The organism is Prevotella sp. ne3005, assembly GCF_900110085.1.
Classification (GTDB): domain Bacteria; phylum Bacteroidota; class Bacteroidia; order Bacteroidales; family Bacteroidaceae; genus Prevotella.
This window is the reverse complement of record NZ_FOCK01000006.1, coordinates 1-16,581: the sequence shown is the minus strand read 5'-3', so window position 1 is coordinate 16,581 and position 16,581 is coordinate 1. Positions and strand designations below refer to the sequence as shown.

Below are 16,581 nucleotides of genomic sequence, written 5' to 3'. Positions count from 1 at the left end.
AATGAATAAGGTATATAAGATATTGTTCGTCTGCCATGGGAATATCTGCAGGAGTCCGATGGCTGAGTTCGTGATGAAGGATATTGTCAGGAAAGCAGGCTTGGAGGATCTGTTTGAGATAGAGTCGGCAGCAACATCGACGGAGGAGATTGGCAACGAGGTATATCCTCCTGCCAAACGTAAATTGTCTGAACATGGTATTAGTTGTAAAGGCAAAACGGCGCGCCAGATGACGCGCCGTGACTATGACCGTTTCGACTTGCTGATAGGCATGGACTCTTGGAACTTCCGTAATATGAACCGCATCTGTGGGGGTGACCCTGAGATGAAGATCCGGTTGCTGATGGACTTTACGGATGAACCCCGCGATGTGGCTGATCCCTGGTATACAGGTAACTTTGAGGCCACATGGCGTGATGTGTCAGAAGGCTGTCAGCAGTTACTCGATTACCTTATTTCTCTTCAATAGGGGCGTTCTTGAGTTGCTCGAGGGCACGGCAGAGCTGGTCGGGACAGGAAGTACCTTTGGCACCACAACGGATGCCATTAAGGCGCTTCATGACGTCATCGATATGCTGTCCGCGCACTAACTGACTGATACCCTGTAGGTTGCCGTTACAACCTCCGAGGAAGAATACCTGCTGGATGATGTTGTTCTCGTCGGCAGTCACATCTATCAGCTGTGAGCAGGTGCCTTGGGTCTGGTATTGTACGTGTTTTGTTTTCATAAAGCGTTGTTTATTGAGTCTAATGGATTCTTTTTCTTTGTTATCGTCTGCAAAGATAGTTATTTTTATAAAAATGTAAGCGAAAAAGCAAAATTTCTTGCAAAATATTTGTTTGTTTCGAGGAAAAGTAATAATTTTGCATCCGAAATCAATAAAAACTAGAGAATATGTCAAAGTTGAATGCATACTTTTACGGCTATTATTTTTACTTTGCAAGCAATTGTGAAGCGGGTAGTCGTAAGTAATAAATTGAAGATTGAAGATTGAAAATTGAAATAAGGCTCCGCTTCACGAAAAGGTGAAAGCGGAGTTTTTATTTAGAGGTAAAATAGTAAAAAGGTAAAATAGTAAAAAAAGAGATATGAAGAGAATTGCCATTCAAGGACTGATAGGGTCGTTCCACGATATCGCGGCGCACCTGTATTTCGAAGGAGAACAGATACAGTTGATTTGTTGTTCAACCTTCGAACAGGTCTTTGCCAATATTAAGCAAGACCCCACGGCCATCGGAATGCTCGCCATCGAGAACACGATTGCAGGTTCATTGCTGCACAACTATGAACTGCTACGCGACTCGGGTACAACCATCGTTGGAGAGCATAAGTTGCATATCTCACATTGCATCTGTTGTCTGCCTGACGACGATTGGGACACCATTACCGAGGTTCATTCCCATCCCGTCGCTCTGATGCAGTGCCGTGAGTTCCTGGCTCAGCACCCACAGTTGAAGAATGTGGAGGCAGAGGATACGGCTGGCTCTGCCAAGATGATTGCCGAGGGTCAGAAGAAAGGGTGGGCTGCCATCTGCCATGCTGAGGCTGCCAGACTCTATGGTCTGAAGGTACTTGAGGACCATATTGAGGACAATAAGCACAACTTCACCCGTTTCCTAGTGGTGTCGAATCCCAATAAGGCTGATTTGCTGCGTCCCCTGACGGAGACCAACAAGTCGAGCATCGTCTTCTCGCTGCCTCATGAAGAGGGTAGCCTCTCCCACGTCTTGGCAATCCTCTCGTTCTACAAGATTAATCTGACGAAGATTCAGTCGTTGCCGATTATCGGACGCGAGTGGGAGTATCTGTTCTATGTCGATGTGATGTACGACGATCTCACTCGTTATCGCCAGTCGATCGATGCCATCATTCCGTTGACAAAGGACTTGAAGATTCTGGGAGAATACAAGGATGGTAAGCAGACGAACTAATGTAATCATAAAATTAAAGTTTAAAGCTCAAAGTTCAAAGTATATGATACAACCAGCAGATAGATTATCGCTTGTTAGCGAATACTACTTCAGCAGAAAGCTGAAGGAAGTGGCTCAGCTTAATGCTGAGGGTAAGGACATTATTAGTCTCGCCATTGGCAGTCCAGATATGCCACCGTCTGAGCAGACCATCAATAAACTATGTGAGGTGGCCCGCCAACCCAATGCTCATGGTTATCAGCCCACGATGGGAACGCCAGAGCTTCGTGGGGCTATGGCCGACTTCTACAAGCGTTGGTATCATGTGGACCTTGACCCAAAGACAGAGATCCTGCCGTTGATTGGTTCTAAGGAAGGTATCCTCCACGTCACGCTTGCCTTCGTCAATCCAGGCGACGAGGTGCTCGTACCCAATCCTGGTTATCCCACCTACACCTCTTTATCAAAGATATTAGGTGCCAAGATTGTGAACTACAATCTGCGTGAGGACAATGGTTGGCAGCCTGATTTTGATGAATTGGAGAAGATGGATCTTACGAAGGTTAAGCTTATGTGGACCAACTATCCCAATATGCCGACAGGAGGCAGGGCTCAGCGCACCACTTACGAGCGACTAGTAAAGTTTGCCAAGGATCACGACATTGTAGTGGTGAACGATAATCCATATTCGTTTATCTTGAGCGAGGAGCATCTGAGTATACTACAGGTGCCTGGCGCCAAGGACTGCTGCATTGAGTTCAACTCTATGTCGAAGAGTCATAACATGCCTGGCTGGCGTGTAGGTCTCTGTGCTACGAACGCTGAGTTCATAACTTGGATTCTGAAGGTGCAGTCAAATATCGAGAGCGGCACGTTCCGCGGTATCCAACTGGCTGCTGCCGAGGCATATAAGAATGACGAGGCCTGGCATCGTGAGTTTAATATCGAAACCTACGCTCGTCGTCGTCAGTGGGCCGAGAAGATTATGGATGTCTTGGGATGTACTTACGACAAGAATCAGGTGGGGATGTTCCTATGGGGAAAGATCCCTGAGAAATATGCCGATGTCGAGGATCTCACGGAGCGAGTGCTCCATGAAGCCCGTGTATTTATCACCCCAGGCTTTATCTTCGGCTCCAATGGTAAGCGTTATATCCGAATCTCCCTTTGTGCCAAGGAAGAGAAAATCAAGGAAGCATTAGAAAGAATCAAAAAAACAATATAATTATGGAACTAGAATTATCTCCACTGAACTTACCGAGTGACAACGAACGTCCCTTCGTGATTGCAGGCCCTTGCTCTGCAGAGACTGAGGAACAAGTGATGACCACAGCCCGCGAACTGGCGATGAAGGGCTGTCACAACTTCCGTGCTGGTGTTTGGAAACCCCGTACCAAGCCGGGTGGTTTCGAGGGTCATGGTGAACCTGCCCTCGTCTGGCTTGTCCAGGTGAAGAAGGAGACGAAGATGCTCGTCTCTACCGAGGTGGCTACGCCAGAGCATGTTGAGCTGGCATTGAAATATGGTATCGATATCCTTTGGATTGGTGCCCGTACCTCTGCCAACCCCTTTGCCATGCAGGCTATTGCCGATGCCTTGAAGGGTGTTGATGTGCCTGTGTTCGTGAAGAATCCTGTGAATCCAGACATCGAACTTTGGATTGGTGCTCTGGAGCGTCTGAACCAGGCAGGTGTGAAGCGTCTGGGTGCCATCCATCGTGGATTCTCCAGCTACGAGCAGAAGATCTACCGTAATGCGCCGATGTGGCAGATTCCCATCGAACTGCGTCGCCGTATCCCGGAACTGCCATTAATTAGTGATCCTTCCCATATTGGAGGTCGTCGTGAACTGGTGGCTCCACTCTGTCAGCAGGCCATGGACCTTGGCTTCGACGGACTGATCGTGGAGAGCCACTGCGATCCAGACAAGGCCTGGAGCGATGCTAAGCAGCAGGTAACGCCCGATGTGCTCGACTACATTCTCTCTCTCTTGGTGATTCGTGACGAGAAGACCACTACTGAGGGTATCACCCAGCTTCGTAAGCAGATCGATGAACTCGACAATCAGCTGATGGATCTTCTGGCCAAGCGCATGAGGGTTTGTCGTGAGATTGGTCAGTATAAGAAAGAGCACAACATGACCGTGCTTCAGGCTAACCGTTACAATGAAATCCTGAACAAGCGTGGTGCCCAGGGTGCACTCTGTGGCATGGATCCAGAGTTTGTCGCTCACGTCTTCGAGAATATCCATGAGGAATCAGTAAGACAGCAAATTGAAATAATAAATAAGTAGTAAGAGATTTCTCTACGCTCGATATGACAAATAGAGTATGAAGATATTGGTTTTAGGTGCAGGTAAGATGGGAAGCTTCTTCATCGACCTGCTGAGTTTTGACCACGAGGTGGCAGTCTTTGAGCGTGATCCCAAACGGATGCGCTTCACCTACAACTGCCAGCGTTTTACCTCGTATGAGGAGATTAAGGAATTTAAGCCAGAGCTGCTCATCAATGCGGTAACCCTGAAGTATACTATTCCTGTATTCAAAGAGGTGATTCCCTATCTCCCCAAGGAGTGCATCATCAGCGATATCGCCTCTGTGAAGACGGATATGAAGGATTTCTATGAGTCCACTGGCATGCGCTATGTCTCTACTCACCCGATGTTTGGACCTACCTTCGCTAATCTGCAGCAACTCTCTGAAGAGAATGCCATCATCATCAGCGAGGGCGACTACATGGGACGTATCTTCTTCAAAGACCTCTATCAGAAACTGGGACTTAACATCTATGAGTACACCTTCGAGGAGCACGATAAGACGGTAGCTTACTCTCTGAGTATTCCTTTTGTGTCTACCTTCGTGTTTGCTGCTGTCATGAAGCATCAGGATGCACCTGGTACCACCTTCAAGCGCCACATGCGTATTGCCAAGGGCGTGCTCAATGAGGATGACTACTTGTTGCAGGAAATCCTCTTCAATCCCTACACCCACGATCAGGTGTCTCAGATCCGTACGGAACTGAAGGAGCTCCTTGAGATTATCGACAACAAGGATGCCGACGGCATGAAGGGGTACCTCACCAAGATCCGTAATAACGTCAAACGCGACATTGAAATCAAGCAATAGGCTTCTATATCACCTTGTAGCCTTCATGGTAGTAGCCATTTGGGGATCGACATTCGTCTTCACCAAATTGCTGCTACTTGGTGGGCTGACACCTGGGCAGATCTTTACACAGCGTTTCATCATCGCCTATCTCCTCTTGCTGGGTTATTCGCTCCTGATCGGCAAGACAGGGGGGAGGCCTTTCCGCCTCTTCTCTGATTCTTGGCGCGACGAACTGCTGATGTTGGCCTTAGGTGTTGCTGGTGGCTCACTTTATTTCCTGACAGAGAACTCTGCCATGAACTATACCACAACCACCAATACCTCGTTGATTGTCAGTCTGTCACCGTTGGTCGCCACCTTCCTGATATCCTTATTCTATCAGTCTCAACGTCTGAATCGTGTGCAGAGCATAGGCACGCTGATGGCAGCATTGGGTGTGGTGATAGTGGTGTTGAATGGTCATTTCGTACTCCACCTCTCTCCATTAGGCGACTCATTGGCATTTAGTGCAGCACTCTGTTGGGGCTTCTATTCATTATTGATGATTCCCGCTGGCCAGCGTTATGATACGTTGTTCATCACCCGTAAGGTGTTCTTCTATGGTATGTTCTCCATGATACCTTATTTCATGGTTTATCCAGGCCTGAACCTGTCTGTGGTTCTTCATCAGCCACCATTGCTGTGGAATCTGCTATTCCTGGGTTGTGTGGCCTCCATGCTTTGTTTTGTGGCGTGGAACTGGGTGCTGAAGAAGTTGGGTGCCGTTGTGGCTACCAACTATGTCTATTTCAATCCCGTCACAACGATTCTCTTTGCTTGGGCCATCCTCTCCGAGCAGATCACCATTTACTTCGTTATCGGCACCATCCTCATCCTCGTAGGCATGTACCTGGCCGATAAGCGCAAAAAGTAGGAACTTTTCTTTGTATTTTCGAATTAAATACTTACTTTTGCAGAAAAATCAATTAATAATGTAATTGTTATGGGTATTATAGGTTCGATTATTATTGGCTGTTTGGCTGGCTTCTGTGCTGGCAAGTTGATGAAAGGTGGTGGCATGGGCTTCATTATGAATCTGGTGCTGGGCCTGTTTGGTGGTCTTGTTGGTGGCTGGCTGTTTGGGGAGCTGGGTATCCAATGGGGTGGCATCTTGGGTCAGCTTGGTACGGCTATTGTTGGTGCTGTAGCTATCCTTTGGGTAGCCTCGCTCATCAAGAAATAAGGAAAAGATGAATTTGCAGGAAATGACGTTAGCCGTGTGCGATGTTGCACGGCGGGCTGGAGCATATATCAAGGAAGAGCGAAGTAAGTTCTCTCTCGAAAGTGTGGAGCGCAAGCATGCCCACGACTATGTATCGTATGTGGATAAGGGTTCTGAGCAGTTGATTGTCAGTGCTTTACGCGGTCTTCTTCCTGAGGCTGGCTTTATCACAGAAGAAGGCCTGGCAGGTCACGATGCAGAGCAGATGCTCTGGGTGGTGGATCCCCTTGATGGTACCACCAACTTCATCCATCAGTATGCACCATACGCTGTCAGTATCGCCCTGTTGCAGGGTAAGACCATCCTCATAGGTGTGGTTTATGAGATTTGTGCCGACGAGTGTTTCTATGCCTGGCAGGGTGGGGGCGCTTATCTCAACGGGAAACCGCTCCACGTCAGTTCTCAGAATATTCAGGATGCGCTGCTCTGTTTGCAGTTCCCTTATAACAGTGATGCCTATAAGCCAGTGATGAAAAGATTGATAGATCGTTTTTATGGCAATGTGGGTAGCATCCGGGCATGCGGATCTGCAGCGATGGCTCTCTGCCAGGTGGCTGCAGGCAGGCTCGATGGTTATGCGGAGCAGTATATCGGCCAGTGGGACTATATGGCTGGCAGTCTGATGGTGATGGAGGCTGGGGGACAGGTGACTGACTACTCTGGTTCAGATGATTTCACCCAGGGTAACAGCGTCGTTGCGACCAATGGCGTCATTCAACAAGATATTCTGGAAACGATATTAAAGGTAAAAAGGTAAAAAAGGATAAGATGGCAGCAGGAAAATGGATAGGAGGTTTCGTCGGATGGATGGCAGGAGGTCCTTTGGGTGCTCTGGCAGGCTACCTTGTTGGCTCTCTCTTCGACTCGATGCTCGATGGGGTGAACACCCCCAGTAACTCTGGCACTTGGGGTTCAGGATCTGAGCGCGACGGCAGTTGGCAGCAGCGTTCGTATCAGGACTATAGTCAGCAATATCAGCAGGCCTATCGCCAGCGTCAGCAGCAGGGCAACCGCAACAGTTTCTTGTTCTCGTTGCTCGTGCTTTCCTCTTATATCATTAAGGCCGATGGCAAGGCGATGCACTCTGAGATGGAGCTGGTGCGCCAGATGTTGCGCCAGAACTTTGGTGCCAATGCTGTCAATCAGGGTAATGAGATACTAAATAAACTCTTCGACGAACAGAAGCGTGAGGGATGGACGCAGTTTAAGCAGACTGTCCGAGACTGCTGTGGTCAGATCAATCAGCAGATGGACTACTCGCAGCGACTCCAGCTCCTGAACTACCTCGTGATGGTGGCGAAGGCTGATGGAAATGTACCCCAGAGTGAGATTACTGCCCTGAAGGAGTGTGCCCAGTGGATGGGTCTTCGTAGTAGTGAGGTCGACTCGATGCTCCACTTGGAGGGAAGCACCCTCGAAGATGCCTATAAGGTGCTGGGTGTCAGCCCTAATGCTACCGACGACGAGGTGAAGAAAGCCTATCGCAAACTGGCCTTGGAGCATCATCCTGACAAGGTGGCAGCTCTGGGTGAGGATGTGCGCAAGGCTGCAGAGAAGAAGTTCCAGGAGATCAATGCGGCTAAGGACCGTATCTGGAAAGCCCGTGGACTTTAATAATTGAAAATTGAAAATTGAAGATTGAAGATTGAAAATTGAAGATTGAAGATTGAAAAATGAAAAGGCCGGCGATTATAGTACCAGAGGATTTGGGAGGCAAGGTGTTGCTTCATGCTTGTTGCGCCCCTTGCTCCTCTGCCATTGTAGAGTGGCTAGTACAGCATGATATTCGTCCTACTATTTTCTATTACAATCCGAATATCTTTCCCTTCGAGGAATACGAAATCCGTAAGAATGAGAGCAAACGCCATGCAGAGAGTCTCGGACTCTCCTGGATTGATGGCGACTACAACCATGAGCAGTGGCGTCAGGATGTGTGTGGTCTTGAGGGGGAGCCAGAACGGGGGCGTCGCTGTGAACAATGCTTTACGCTCCGTCTGACGGTGGCTGCCCGTAAGGCCAAGGAGTTAGGATTGCGTTACTTTACCACCACACTCGCCTCCAGTCGCTGGAAGAGCCTCGAACAAATAGAGCATGCTGGTCATCTCGCAGAACAGACTGTCGAGGGTACCACCTTCTGGGCTCAGAACTGGCGCAAAGGAGGTCTCTATGAACGTCGCAACCAACTGTTGAAAGAGTTTGACTTCTACAATCAGCAGTATTGTGGCTGCGAGTTTTCAAAAAGGTAAAAAGGTAAAAGGGTAAAAAGGTAAGAAGGCAGGTAAAAGGTAAAAAAACGAGGCTCAAAGTTTGTGAGTCTCGTTTTTTCTTTGTAATTTTGCACCCCAAATAAATAAGTATTATGTTTGAGAATTTATCGGATAGGTTAGAAAGATCGTTTAAGATACTGAAAGGTGAAGGTAAGATCACCGAAATCAATGTTGCTGAAACGCTGAAGGATGTACGTCGTGCCCTGTTGGATGCCGACGTTAACTATAAGGTGGCCAAGACCTTCACAGACACAGTGAAGCAGAAGGCCATGGGTATGAATGTGCTTACAGCCGTGAAGCCCAGTCAGTTGATGGTGAAGATTGTTCACGACGAACTCGCTGAGCTCATGGGTGGCAAGGCTGCCGAACTGAAGGTCGAGGGCCGTCCTGGTGCCCCAGCCATCATCCTGATGTCTGGTCTGCAGGGCTCTGGTAAGACCACCTTCAGTGGTAAACTCGCCAATCTGCTCAAGACCCGTCATCATAAGAAACCCCTCTTGGTGGCTTGCGACGTCTATCGTCCTGCTGCCATCCAGCAGTTGCATGTGGTGGGAGAGAGTGTCGGAGTGCCCGTCTATTCCGAGCCCGACAACAAGAATGTCATTGAGATTGCCAACCACGCCATTCAGGAGGCCAAGGCCAAGGCGAATGATGTGGTGATTATCGATACCGCTGGTCGTCTGGCTGTCGATGAGGAGATGATGAACGAGATTGAGGCCCTGAAGAATGCCATCAATCCCAACGAGACCCTCTTCGTGGTCGACTCGATGACTGGTCAGGATGCCGTGAATACAGCCAAGGAATTCAACGACCGCCTCGACTTCGATGGTGTCGTTCTGACCAAGCTCGATGGTGATACCCGTGGTGGTGCTGCCCTCTCTATCCGCACTGTGGTTACCAAGCCCATCAAGTTTGTGGGTACTGGTGAGAAGATGGAAGCCATCGACGTGTTCCATCCTGAGCGTATGGCCGACCGTATCCTCGGCATGGGTGATATCGTCTCTCTGGTGGAGCGCGCCCAACAGCAGTATGATGAGGAAGAGGCCAAGCGTCTGGAGAAGAAAATCCGCAAGAACAAGTTCGACTTCGACGACTTCATGGGTCAGATTCAGCAAATCAAGAAAATGGGTAATGTGAAGGACCTGGCTGCGATGATTCCTGGTGTGGGCAAGCAGATCAAGGACCTCGACATCGACGATAACGCCTTCAAGGGCATCGAAGCTATCATCAACTCGATGACGCCTAAGGAGCGTGCCAATCCTGATATCATCAATCAGAGCCGTCGTCGCCGTATCGCCGCTGGTTCTGGTACGAAACTCGAAGATGTGAACCGTCTGATGAAGCAGTTCGACCAGACCCGTAAGATGATGCGCATGATCACTGGCATGGGCTCGTCGAAGATGGCTCAGATGGCCAATGCGATGAAGGCCATGAAGGGTGGCATGCCCAAATTCTAAACGTCAACTTTAAACACTCAACTCTAAACATTAAGATTATGGCATTTGGTAAATGGATCAACAATCTGAAGGGACTCTTCGAGGAAGGCCCGATGAAGGAATTGACAGAGCATGTGGCAGACCAGCAGAAGCAGGAACAGGAGGTGAAGCTCTCTGCAGAGAACGTGGTTATTACGGATGAGTTCCGTCAGACGTTCAATGTCAACAGCCCTGTACGTGAGAATCTTCGTAACAGTTTCCTGTTCTCTATGCTGACGATGGCTTCCTATATCGTCATCGCCGATGGTAAGGTGGAGCCTGAGGAATATGATTTCCTGGGAAAATTCCTGCGCGACACCTTTGGTGAGGAGGCTCAGGTGGAAGGCATGGACGTGGTGAAAAAGCTGATTGCCAAGCACGATGAGCTCGAGGCCCGCAAGCCGATGGCTTTCCTGCAGTTGATTGGCGACTGCGGTAGTCAGATTGCCAGTTCACTGAACGAGGACCTGCGTTACCAGATGCTGTCGATGCTCGCCCTGATCGTGAAGTCGGATGCCAATGTCTCTGAAAAGGAAATAGAGACGCTGAAGGAGGTAGCTGTCTATATCGGCATGAAGGCTTCTGATGTGGATGCCCTGATGAATATCGATCCCCAGAAGGCCAAGGACGAGTGGCAGTGGATGAAGGAGATGTGAAAAGTGAAGATCGCGATTAAGTGAGAGCAGAGCCAAGCTAGCTTGAGCTATGCCGAACGTGAGCGATCTCGATGTGTAACATCAAAATTGAAGATTAATGCAACTGATAGACGGAAAAGCAACAGCAGCAGCCATTAAGGCTGAGATTGCTGAGGAGGTAAAAGAGATTGTAGCAAAGGGTGGCAAACAGCCCCATCTGGCAGCCGTTCTGGTGGGTCATGATGGTGGCTCGGAGACCTATGTAAAAAATAAGGTACTGGCCTGCGAGGCTTGTGGTTTCAAGTCAACGCTCATTCGCTTTGAGGAGGATGTCACAGAGGCTGAGCTTCTGGCCTGTGTCGACAATCTGAACCGTAATGGCGATGTCGACGGCTTCATCGTGCAGCTCCCCCTGCCGAAGCATATTGACGAGCAGAAGATTATCGAGGCCATCGACTATCGTAAGGATGTCGACGGATTCCATCCCATCAACGTTGGTCGCATGGCCATTGGCCTGCCCTGCTTTATCTCGGCTACCCCTCTGGGAATCATCACGTTGCTGAAGCGCTACAATATCGAAACCAGTGGAAAGAAGTGTGTCATCCTGGGTCGTTCCAACATCGTTGGCAAGCCCATGGCCCAGCTGATGATGCAGAAGCAGTATGGCGATGCCACAGTCACCGTCTGCCACTCGCGCTCAAAGTCCCTCAAGGAAGAGTGCCGCCAGGCGGATATCATCATCGCCGCCATCGGACAGCCCGACTTCGTTACTGCCGATATGGTGAAGGAGGGTGCTGTGATTGTCGATGTGGGTACCACTCGCGTTCCTGATGCCACCCGTAAGAGCGGCTTCCGTCTGAATGGCGATGTGAAGTTCGATGAGGTAGCTCCCAAGTGCAGCTTCATCACACCTGTTCCTGGTGGCGTAGGTCCCATGACCATCTGCTCGCTGATGAAGAATACCCTCGCCGCTGGTAAGAAGGAATACTATAAATAGTGATGAGTGAATAGTGATGAGTGAAGAAGTGATGTCTGCAGAGGATTATTATCAGCTGGGCAATGAGGCCCGCAAGCGAGGCCAGTGGCATGAGGCCATCAACGCCTACATCCAGGCCATAGAGCTTGACCCCGACAGTCCGGCTGTCGAGGCCAAGCGCATGCTCGACGACATCATGGCCTTCTACTGCAAAGATATGTACAATCCCTGAAGAATAAAGATTCCCACCCTCAACGGGGTGGGAATCTTCTTTTTATCGCTCAACCAGTTTGTAGATATGACCAGATGTCTTGCGGTCGGTCTCGAAGTCGAAACTCTGGTCGCTCAGCGCTTTACCCAGTTTGATGTAGGTGGTCTTCGCGTCGTAGTTGGCGTAGCAGTTTGCCAGATGCTCGCCAATTTCCTTCAGCGTCCACCATCTTCCCTCGCCAGCCTTCGGCTTGCGGAAGGTCTCACCAATCATCTCCACCAGATCGTTCAGCTTCTGATAAGGTTCGTTCTCACGAATCAGTTGGCTGATCTCTTCATCCTCCAACCAGTATCGCTCCCCCTGATTAAAGAGGTATATGGCCTGAGCAAAGAGCTGACGGTGGTTCAGATTGTCCTCGAAATCGATGTTCTGGCCTGGTGTGATGCCCACACAGACGAATCTTCGTGAACCCGTAGGATCCACCAGTGGCTTCTGCTGGTTGGTGGTGCCGATAAACGAGGTGTAACGACGGAACAGCTTGATGGTCTTGCCATAAGGCGGACGGAACTTCACATCGCTCGACGACAACAGGTATTTCAGCACAATCTGCTGCGACGAGGTGGTCTTATCAAACTCGTCGATATTGATCAACGCAAACATCGTCAGGGCGATATTCAGGTCGAACTCGTTCTTGAAGTTGATCTTGTCGTTGTAATAATCACGCAGTTCCGGAGGCAGGATGATCTTGCAGAAACGCGTCTTTCCGCATCCTTGCCGACCAATCAACAGTGGTGTTAACGCATTGCCAGTCAGCTGCTTATCACTCTCTCGCCATTGCCCAACCATACCGATAAGCCACATTCTGAGATACATGCCCCAATGGGGCTGAGAGGTGGGTACTCTCGCTGCCAGATCGGCTATATGGTCATGTCCGTCCCACTGTGGCAACTGGTCGAGCCAGGTGTTCACAGGGTCGTATTGCTCTATGCGGGTGGAGTCGATAAAGCGGTTCACGTCTCTGTCCCACGACTTCAGTCCCAGTTCTGTAGCCCGCATCGTCATGTCGTTTCTCACCTCCTCCGTCAGAGGCTTGAAACGCTGGTCGTCGCTGTACTTCTCACGATACTCAGCCACACCCGTCAACAGATTCTTGCGCATCTCGTAATTCTCGTTGAGGAAAATCTCCGTCTTCATCATCTGCAGCGTGTCGTTGGGAATGGCCTGCAGGGGCTTGATCTTGTGCTTCTTCATATAGTCCTCCTGCAGGCTGACGGCATAGACGGCCTCGAAGGTCTTCTTCACCAACAGCTTGTCGGTGTTCAGTACGGGATGCTCCAGCGTCATGCCTTGGGCGTGGGCCAGAGGAATGCCATGATTCAGGCAAAAAGAGGCTATCTGCATCAGCAGCGTCTCCAACCGCTCCTCGTCGGGCAACTCGAAATACTTGCCCAGCACATTGTCTACGATAAAGAGCCACTCCATGCGGTAGGTGCGCTTGATGGTGCGTCCAGGCATCAGATGGGCACTCTTCTCCGAGATGCTAACGGGTTGAGGCTCAGCATGTTCTTTAGTGTCGGCATAAAACGGGCGTGCCTCTGGGTTGTAATACATCTCTGGGTCGGCACTCATGTAGACCGTTCGGTCCAGACGTGGCTTCAGATATTCGATGTCGAAGCCAAACTGGTTCTGATAAGCCCGTCTGGCAGTCTGATAGATGTTCAGGTGGAACTGCAGGATGTCGGACTCCTCTTTCGGAAGTCCGGCATTGCCATACAACTCTCCTCTACAGACAATCTTCACGCTCTTGCCCGATGCTCCCAAGAAGGTCATCAGCGTCTCAGGCATCTTCTTGGCCTGGTCTCTCACCTCAACAGCCTTCTCGTAAGAGGGTAGGGCGTTCACTTCTATGACCACCAGACCGTTATAGCCCAGCACGCGCCGCTGTCCTCCGTAGTTGTCATAGTCCTGGGCAAAGCAGATGCGCTCCAGTTGGATACCGCCTTTCCAGTTGGTAAGTATCTGTCCGTCGTCCTGTCGCTGACTCACCATCAGGTGATACACCTCACGCAGATTTCTGACAGACTTCTCTCGCCAGCCTTTTTGAATGTACAGTGCTACATCGTCCAATTCATGACGAGTAACGATTTCCTTGGTTTTCTTGTTTTTAATAATTGTGATCTTCATATTATAATGATTTTGACGTGCAAAGATACAAATAATTGCGCAGAAATTATTCATTTATCTCAAGAAATTTGAAAACCATTCGACATTTGACATAGTTCTGTCTATAAGCACTTGTAAATTAATAGTTTATAACACTTTTATACCATCGTCACTCGACATTCATTCGACATTCATTCGACATAATTCGACATACATCTGTCATATTCTGCCTCTTCATGTAGCCTAAACTGCCTCTTTAAGTAGTCTAAACTGCCCTTTTACCCGCCATATTCTTGTACTATCCCCCTAGTAGACTCTTCAATTCTCTAGAGAATTGAAGACTTTAGTCCGTCCAAACACTCAGTAAGTACGTAGCAAACCTCTCAATTCTCTAGAGAATTCATCAGTCTACTCCCTGTATGCTCCAACTCATCCACCTATATATGCCAACTTTGGCCTATCTAAACACTCATTTTGTGCCCGTATTGAGCCCATAAAGCCCGCTTTTATGTCAAATCCATGTCGGATTATGTCGGATGAATGTCGAATAAATGTCAGATGAGTGATGTCGAAAAAGTACGTAAACATCACTATATCAGACAAATACAAATCAAACTATGTCGAATGTCATTAGTTTTTGAGTATTTCATTTTTTTATTTTGAAAAGACTATCTTTCGTCATGCAAAAGACTATCTTTCACCTTCCTAAAGACTATCTTTTATGATACGAAAGATAGTTTAATCTAAAATAAGTGTGATTCTCCAGAAAATTGTGTATCTTTGCACAAAAATTTGGAAAAGATGAAATATAGAATCAAGAAAGAGACTAAGCCGAAGTTGCCTACTTATGGCAAATACAAGGCTGTTGCAGTTCATAATCAGACTTACGGCACTGATCAGATCACCAAAGAGGTGGCACGTGAGATGGGCTGTCATGCAGGTGATGTATATGGCATCATGCTGGGTCTGTCCACAGTCATTAATCGTCATCTTCGTAATGGTGACAAGGTGAAGCTCGAAGGCTGGGGCACGATGAAACTCGAGATTGAGAGCGAGAAGGTAGACAATCTTAAGGATTTCCGTGCCAATAAACATATTCGTGGTGTCCGCCTCCACTTCCTCCCCGAAAGCCAAAACGGCTCCCCTGAACTCTACAAAGACCTCAAGTTCGAGAAAGACAAAACCAGCCCAGAAGATTAAAGGAGTAAGAAAACTCATCAAAATTTGGAAGATTAATAAAAGATTTGTATCTTCAAAACGCTTGCACATGGGCAGTACCTTATGAATCGATTTATTTGCGTGTCTAGTATTCAGATACATTATTAGTGTAAACAATTTCATAGTTTCTGCATCGATATTAGCAGTTTATATGACCTAATGAGTATCTAAAATATATTTTGAATTAACAAAACTTAAGGCTCAGAATAAAAAAAACGAATAAAACATTGCATATATCGATAATAATTACTATATTTGCAAACTTTAATATAAGGACAATCTAAATAATATGCTATTTTATAGTAATTGTGGTACAAATTTAACGATAACAGCGAGGTTCTGTCCTGTCTGTAGAAGTCAAGCTAATAATTCACCATTGGCACGAGTTAAAAGTTGCTTATTGTTCTAATCGATGCCGAAGACTATGGCTTGTCTGTAGCAGAAGACTTCGCGGCAATTGAGGAAGATAATGCATTCTTTAGCGACATTCCTGGAGGTAATGATTCTTTGGGACGTTTTAATCCATACAACTCAGATAACAGAAACGTTGACACAGATACTGTTGATCTTAATGGTGGTTAGCCAAATAAAGCTGGTGGTACTAAATTTATGTAATAATGTCTTTGATTTTTATCCAAGGAGAGGAAGAAAGAAAACGAAAAATCCACTATGAAGTAAACCCTCAGCTACCTTCTCTTGGTGAAGGGGGAATGGGTCAAGTGCTTCGGGGGGTGATGGTCAATGAAAAGAATGGGGTCAGGCAGGATGTTGCTATCAAGTTCCTGTTTGAGGATCTTTCCGTGCATGCCATTGAACGTGCAAGACGTGAGGCTTCTATACAGATCCATAATGAAAATCTTGTGGAGATGTTTGGGTTCATTGAAATGGTTGACGGCAATGGCACGAAAAGATACCATGTGGTCAGTGAGTTGCTACAAGGTGTCATGCTCTTCGACCTACTCAATGGCAAAACAACTGACCAATATGGAAACGAGATAGAATTTGCCCAGGAATTATTCCAGCAATACCAAAACGACAAGTTCAGTTTCGCAGTATTCATTGTGAAGAACATCTTGTCTGGTCTGATGGCGCTTCATGATAAGGGCTATATTCATAGAGATCTTGATCCGAGCAATATCATGATTACACATGATAAAAAGGTGAAGATCATCGACTTCGGAATAGCCAAGCAGCTTAATTCATTGAATACACAAGACCAACAGCTTACAAGTACAGGCCAATTCGTAGGGAAGGCTGCCTATGCAGCCCCAGAATTGGTACTTGGAGATGTGCGCAGCCAAGATAAGTCGACAGATATCTACGCTGTGGGTATTATGCTTTATCAGTTTATCGTAGGC

19 protein-coding genes are annotated in these 16,581 nt (G+C 48.0%); 17 read left to right on the top strand and 2 right to left on the bottom strand.

The annotated features are described in order from the left end of the window. Position 1 precedes the first annotated feature (1 nt). Entirely contained in the window at positions 2-469 is a 468-nt protein-coding gene (locus tag BMY16_RS09680; RefSeq protein WP_091842039.1) for a low molecular weight protein-tyrosine-phosphatase, read from the top strand. On the opposite strand, the gene BMY16_RS09675 is transcribed toward BMY16_RS09680, so the two are convergent. Then, entirely contained in the window at positions 453-728 is a 276-nt protein-coding gene (locus BMY16_RS09675) for a TIGR03905 family TSCPD domain-containing protein (RefSeq protein ID WP_091842037.1), read from the bottom strand. The two genes, BMY16_RS09680 and BMY16_RS09675, sit on opposite strands and share 17 nt — an antisense overlap. A gap of 361 nt (positions 729-1,089) precedes the next feature. On the opposite strand from BMY16_RS09675, the gene BMY16_RS09670 reads away from it, so the two are divergent. From BMY16_RS09670 to BMY16_RS09610, 13 genes are all read left to right on the top strand, one after another. Then, on the top strand, positions 1,090-1,932 hold the full coding sequence (locus tag BMY16_RS09670; protein WP_091842035.1) for a prephenate dehydratase: 843 nt from the start codon (positions 1,090-1,092) through the stop codon (positions 1,930-1,932). Positions 1,933-1,975: 43 nt separating this feature from the next. After that, positions 1,976-3,136, top strand: a complete 1,161-nt coding sequence (locus BMY16_RS09665; protein ID WP_091842034.1) for a pyridoxal phosphate-dependent aminotransferase — start codon at positions 1,976-1,978, stop codon at positions 3,134-3,136. Positions 3,137-3,138: 2 nt separating this feature from the next. Further along, positions 3,139-4,203 carry a bifunctional 3-deoxy-7-phosphoheptulonate synthase/chorismate mutase type II gene (locus tag BMY16_RS09660; protein WP_091842032.1) on the top strand — a complete coding sequence of 355 codons (1,065 nt, stop codon included), beginning with the start codon at positions 3,139-3,141 and terminating at the stop codon, positions 4,201-4,203. 37 nt (positions 4,204-4,240) lie between these two features. After that, positions 4,241-5,035, top strand: coding sequence for a prephenate dehydrogenase (locus BMY16_RS09655; RefSeq protein ID WP_091842031.1), 795 nt, complete (start codon positions 4,241-4,243; stop codon positions 5,033-5,035). Continuing rightward, entirely contained in the window at positions 5,019-5,930 is a 912-nt protein-coding gene (locus tag BMY16_RS09650; RefSeq protein ID WP_262987326.1) for a DMT family transporter, read from the top strand. Before BMY16_RS09655 ends, BMY16_RS09650 begins: the two co-directional genes overlap by 17 nt. A 69-nt stretch (positions 5,931-5,999) precedes the next feature. Further along, positions 6,000-6,239 carry a GlsB/YeaQ/YmgE family stress response membrane protein gene (locus BMY16_RS09645; protein WP_091842027.1) on the top strand — a complete coding sequence of 80 codons (240 nt, stop codon included), beginning with the start codon at positions 6,000-6,002 and terminating at the stop codon, positions 6,237-6,239. A 7-nt stretch (positions 6,240-6,246) separates the two neighbouring features. Continuing rightward, positions 6,247-7,035, top strand: coding sequence for an inositol monophosphatase family protein (locus BMY16_RS09640; RefSeq protein ID WP_091842025.1), 789 nt, complete (start codon positions 6,247-6,249; stop codon positions 7,033-7,035). 11 nt (positions 7,036-7,046) lie between these two features. After that, a complete protein-coding gene (locus BMY16_RS09635; protein WP_091842023.1) occupies positions 7,047-7,892 on the top strand; it encodes a DnaJ domain-containing protein in 846 nt (281 codons plus the stop codon). A 59-nt stretch (positions 7,893-7,951) separates the two neighbouring features. Beyond that, positions 7,952-8,524 carry an epoxyqueuosine reductase QueH gene (locus BMY16_RS09630; protein WP_091842021.1) on the top strand — a complete coding sequence of 191 codons (573 nt, stop codon included), beginning with the start codon at positions 7,952-7,954 and terminating at the stop codon, positions 8,522-8,524. A gap of 113 nt (positions 8,525-8,637) precedes the next feature. Further along, positions 8,638-10,002, top strand: coding sequence for a signal recognition particle protein (ffh, locus tag BMY16_RS09625; protein ID WP_091842019.1), 1,365 nt, complete (start codon positions 8,638-8,640; stop codon positions 10,000-10,002). Positions 10,003-10,040: 38 nt separating this feature from the next. Further along, the gene (locus BMY16_RS09620) at positions 10,041-10,676 is read left to right on the top strand and encodes a TerB family tellurite resistance protein (RefSeq protein ID WP_091842018.1); all 636 of its coding nucleotides are present in this window, start codon (positions 10,041-10,043) and stop codon (positions 10,674-10,676) included. A 97-nt stretch (positions 10,677-10,773) separates the two neighbouring features. Next, entirely contained in the window at positions 10,774-11,652 is an 879-nt protein-coding gene (gene folD / locus BMY16_RS09615) for a bifunctional methylenetetrahydrofolate dehydrogenase/methenyltetrahydrofolate cyclohydrolase FolD (RefSeq protein WP_091842016.1), read from the top strand. Positions 11,653-11,683: 31 nt separating this feature from the next. Next, entirely contained in the window at positions 11,684-11,863 is a 180-nt protein-coding gene (locus BMY16_RS09610) for a tetratricopeptide repeat protein (RefSeq protein ID WP_091842443.1), read from the top strand. A gap of 42 nt (positions 11,864-11,905) precedes the next feature. On the opposite strand, the gene BMY16_RS09605 is transcribed toward BMY16_RS09610, so the two are convergent. Continuing rightward, positions 11,906-14,026 (bottom strand): virulence-associated E family protein, encoded by a 2,121-nt coding sequence (locus BMY16_RS09605; protein WP_170836070.1) that lies wholly within the window; start codon positions 14,024-14,026, stop codon positions 11,906-11,908. A 780-nt stretch (positions 14,027-14,806) separates the two neighbouring features. Here BMY16_RS09605 and BMY16_RS09600 point away from each other — a divergent pair. From BMY16_RS09600 to BMY16_RS09590, 3 genes are all read left to right on the top strand, one after another. Beyond that, positions 14,807-15,205, top strand: a complete 399-nt coding sequence (locus tag BMY16_RS09600; RefSeq protein WP_091842012.1) for an HU family DNA-binding protein — start codon at positions 14,807-14,809, stop codon at positions 15,203-15,205. Between the two features lie 411 nt (positions 15,206-15,616). Beyond that, complete coding sequence (locus BMY16_RS09595) at positions 15,617-15,805, top strand: hypothetical protein (protein WP_091842010.1); 189 nt, start codon at positions 15,617-15,619, stop codon at positions 15,803-15,805. Positions 15,806-15,840: 35 nt separating this feature from the next. Further along, the coding region (locus BMY16_RS09590; protein ID WP_139207191.1) for a serine/threonine protein kinase at positions 15,841-16,581 on the top strand (741 nt) is incomplete at its 3' end.

Bases quoted from the DNA above. Each gene is read 5' to 3' on its own strand.
- BMY16_RS09680 (WP_091842039.1), top strand. From the start codon at position 2: ATGAATAAGGTATATAAGATATTGTTCGTCTGCCATGGGAATATCTGC.
- BMY16_RS09675 (WP_091842037.1), bottom strand. From the start codon at position 728: ATGAAAACAAAACACGTACAATACCAGACCCAAGGCACCTGCTCACAG.
- BMY16_RS09670 (WP_091842035.1), top strand. From the start codon at position 1,090: ATGAAGAGAATTGCCATTCAAGGACTGATAGGGTCGTTCCACGATATC.
- BMY16_RS09665 (WP_091842034.1), top strand. From the start codon at position 1,976: ATGATACAACCAGCAGATAGATTATCGCTTGTTAGCGAATACTACTTC.
- BMY16_RS09660 (WP_091842032.1), top strand. From the start codon at position 3,139: ATGGAACTAGAATTATCTCCACTGAACTTACCGAGTGACAACGAACGT.
- BMY16_RS09655 (WP_091842031.1), top strand. From the start codon at position 4,241: ATGAAGATATTGGTTTTAGGTGCAGGTAAGATGGGAAGCTTCTTCATC.
- BMY16_RS09645 (WP_091842027.1), top strand. From the start codon at position 6,000: ATGGGTATTATAGGTTCGATTATTATTGGCTGTTTGGCTGGCTTCTGT.
- BMY16_RS09640 (WP_091842025.1), top strand. From the start codon at position 6,247: ATGAATTTGCAGGAAATGACGTTAGCCGTGTGCGATGTTGCACGGCGG.
- BMY16_RS09635 (WP_091842023.1), top strand. From the start codon at position 7,047: ATGGCAGCAGGAAAATGGATAGGAGGTTTCGTCGGATGGATGGCAGGA.
- BMY16_RS09630 (WP_091842021.1), top strand. From the start codon at position 7,952: ATGAAAAGGCCGGCGATTATAGTACCAGAGGATTTGGGAGGCAAGGTG.
- ffh (WP_091842019.1), top strand. From the start codon at position 8,638: ATGTTTGAGAATTTATCGGATAGGTTAGAAAGATCGTTTAAGATACTG.
- BMY16_RS09620 (WP_091842018.1), top strand. From the start codon at position 10,041: ATGGCATTTGGTAAATGGATCAACAATCTGAAGGGACTCTTCGAGGAA.
- folD (WP_091842016.1), top strand. From the start codon at position 10,774: ATGCAACTGATAGACGGAAAAGCAACAGCAGCAGCCATTAAGGCTGAG.
- BMY16_RS09610 (WP_091842443.1), top strand. From the start codon at position 11,684: ATGTCTGCAGAGGATTATTATCAGCTGGGCAATGAGGCCCGCAAGCGA.
- BMY16_RS09605 (WP_170836070.1), bottom strand. From the start codon at position 14,026: ATGAAGATCACAATTATTAAAAACAAGAAAACCAAGGAAATCGTTACT.
- BMY16_RS09600 (WP_091842012.1), top strand. From the start codon at position 14,807: ATGAAATATAGAATCAAGAAAGAGACTAAGCCGAAGTTGCCTACTTAT.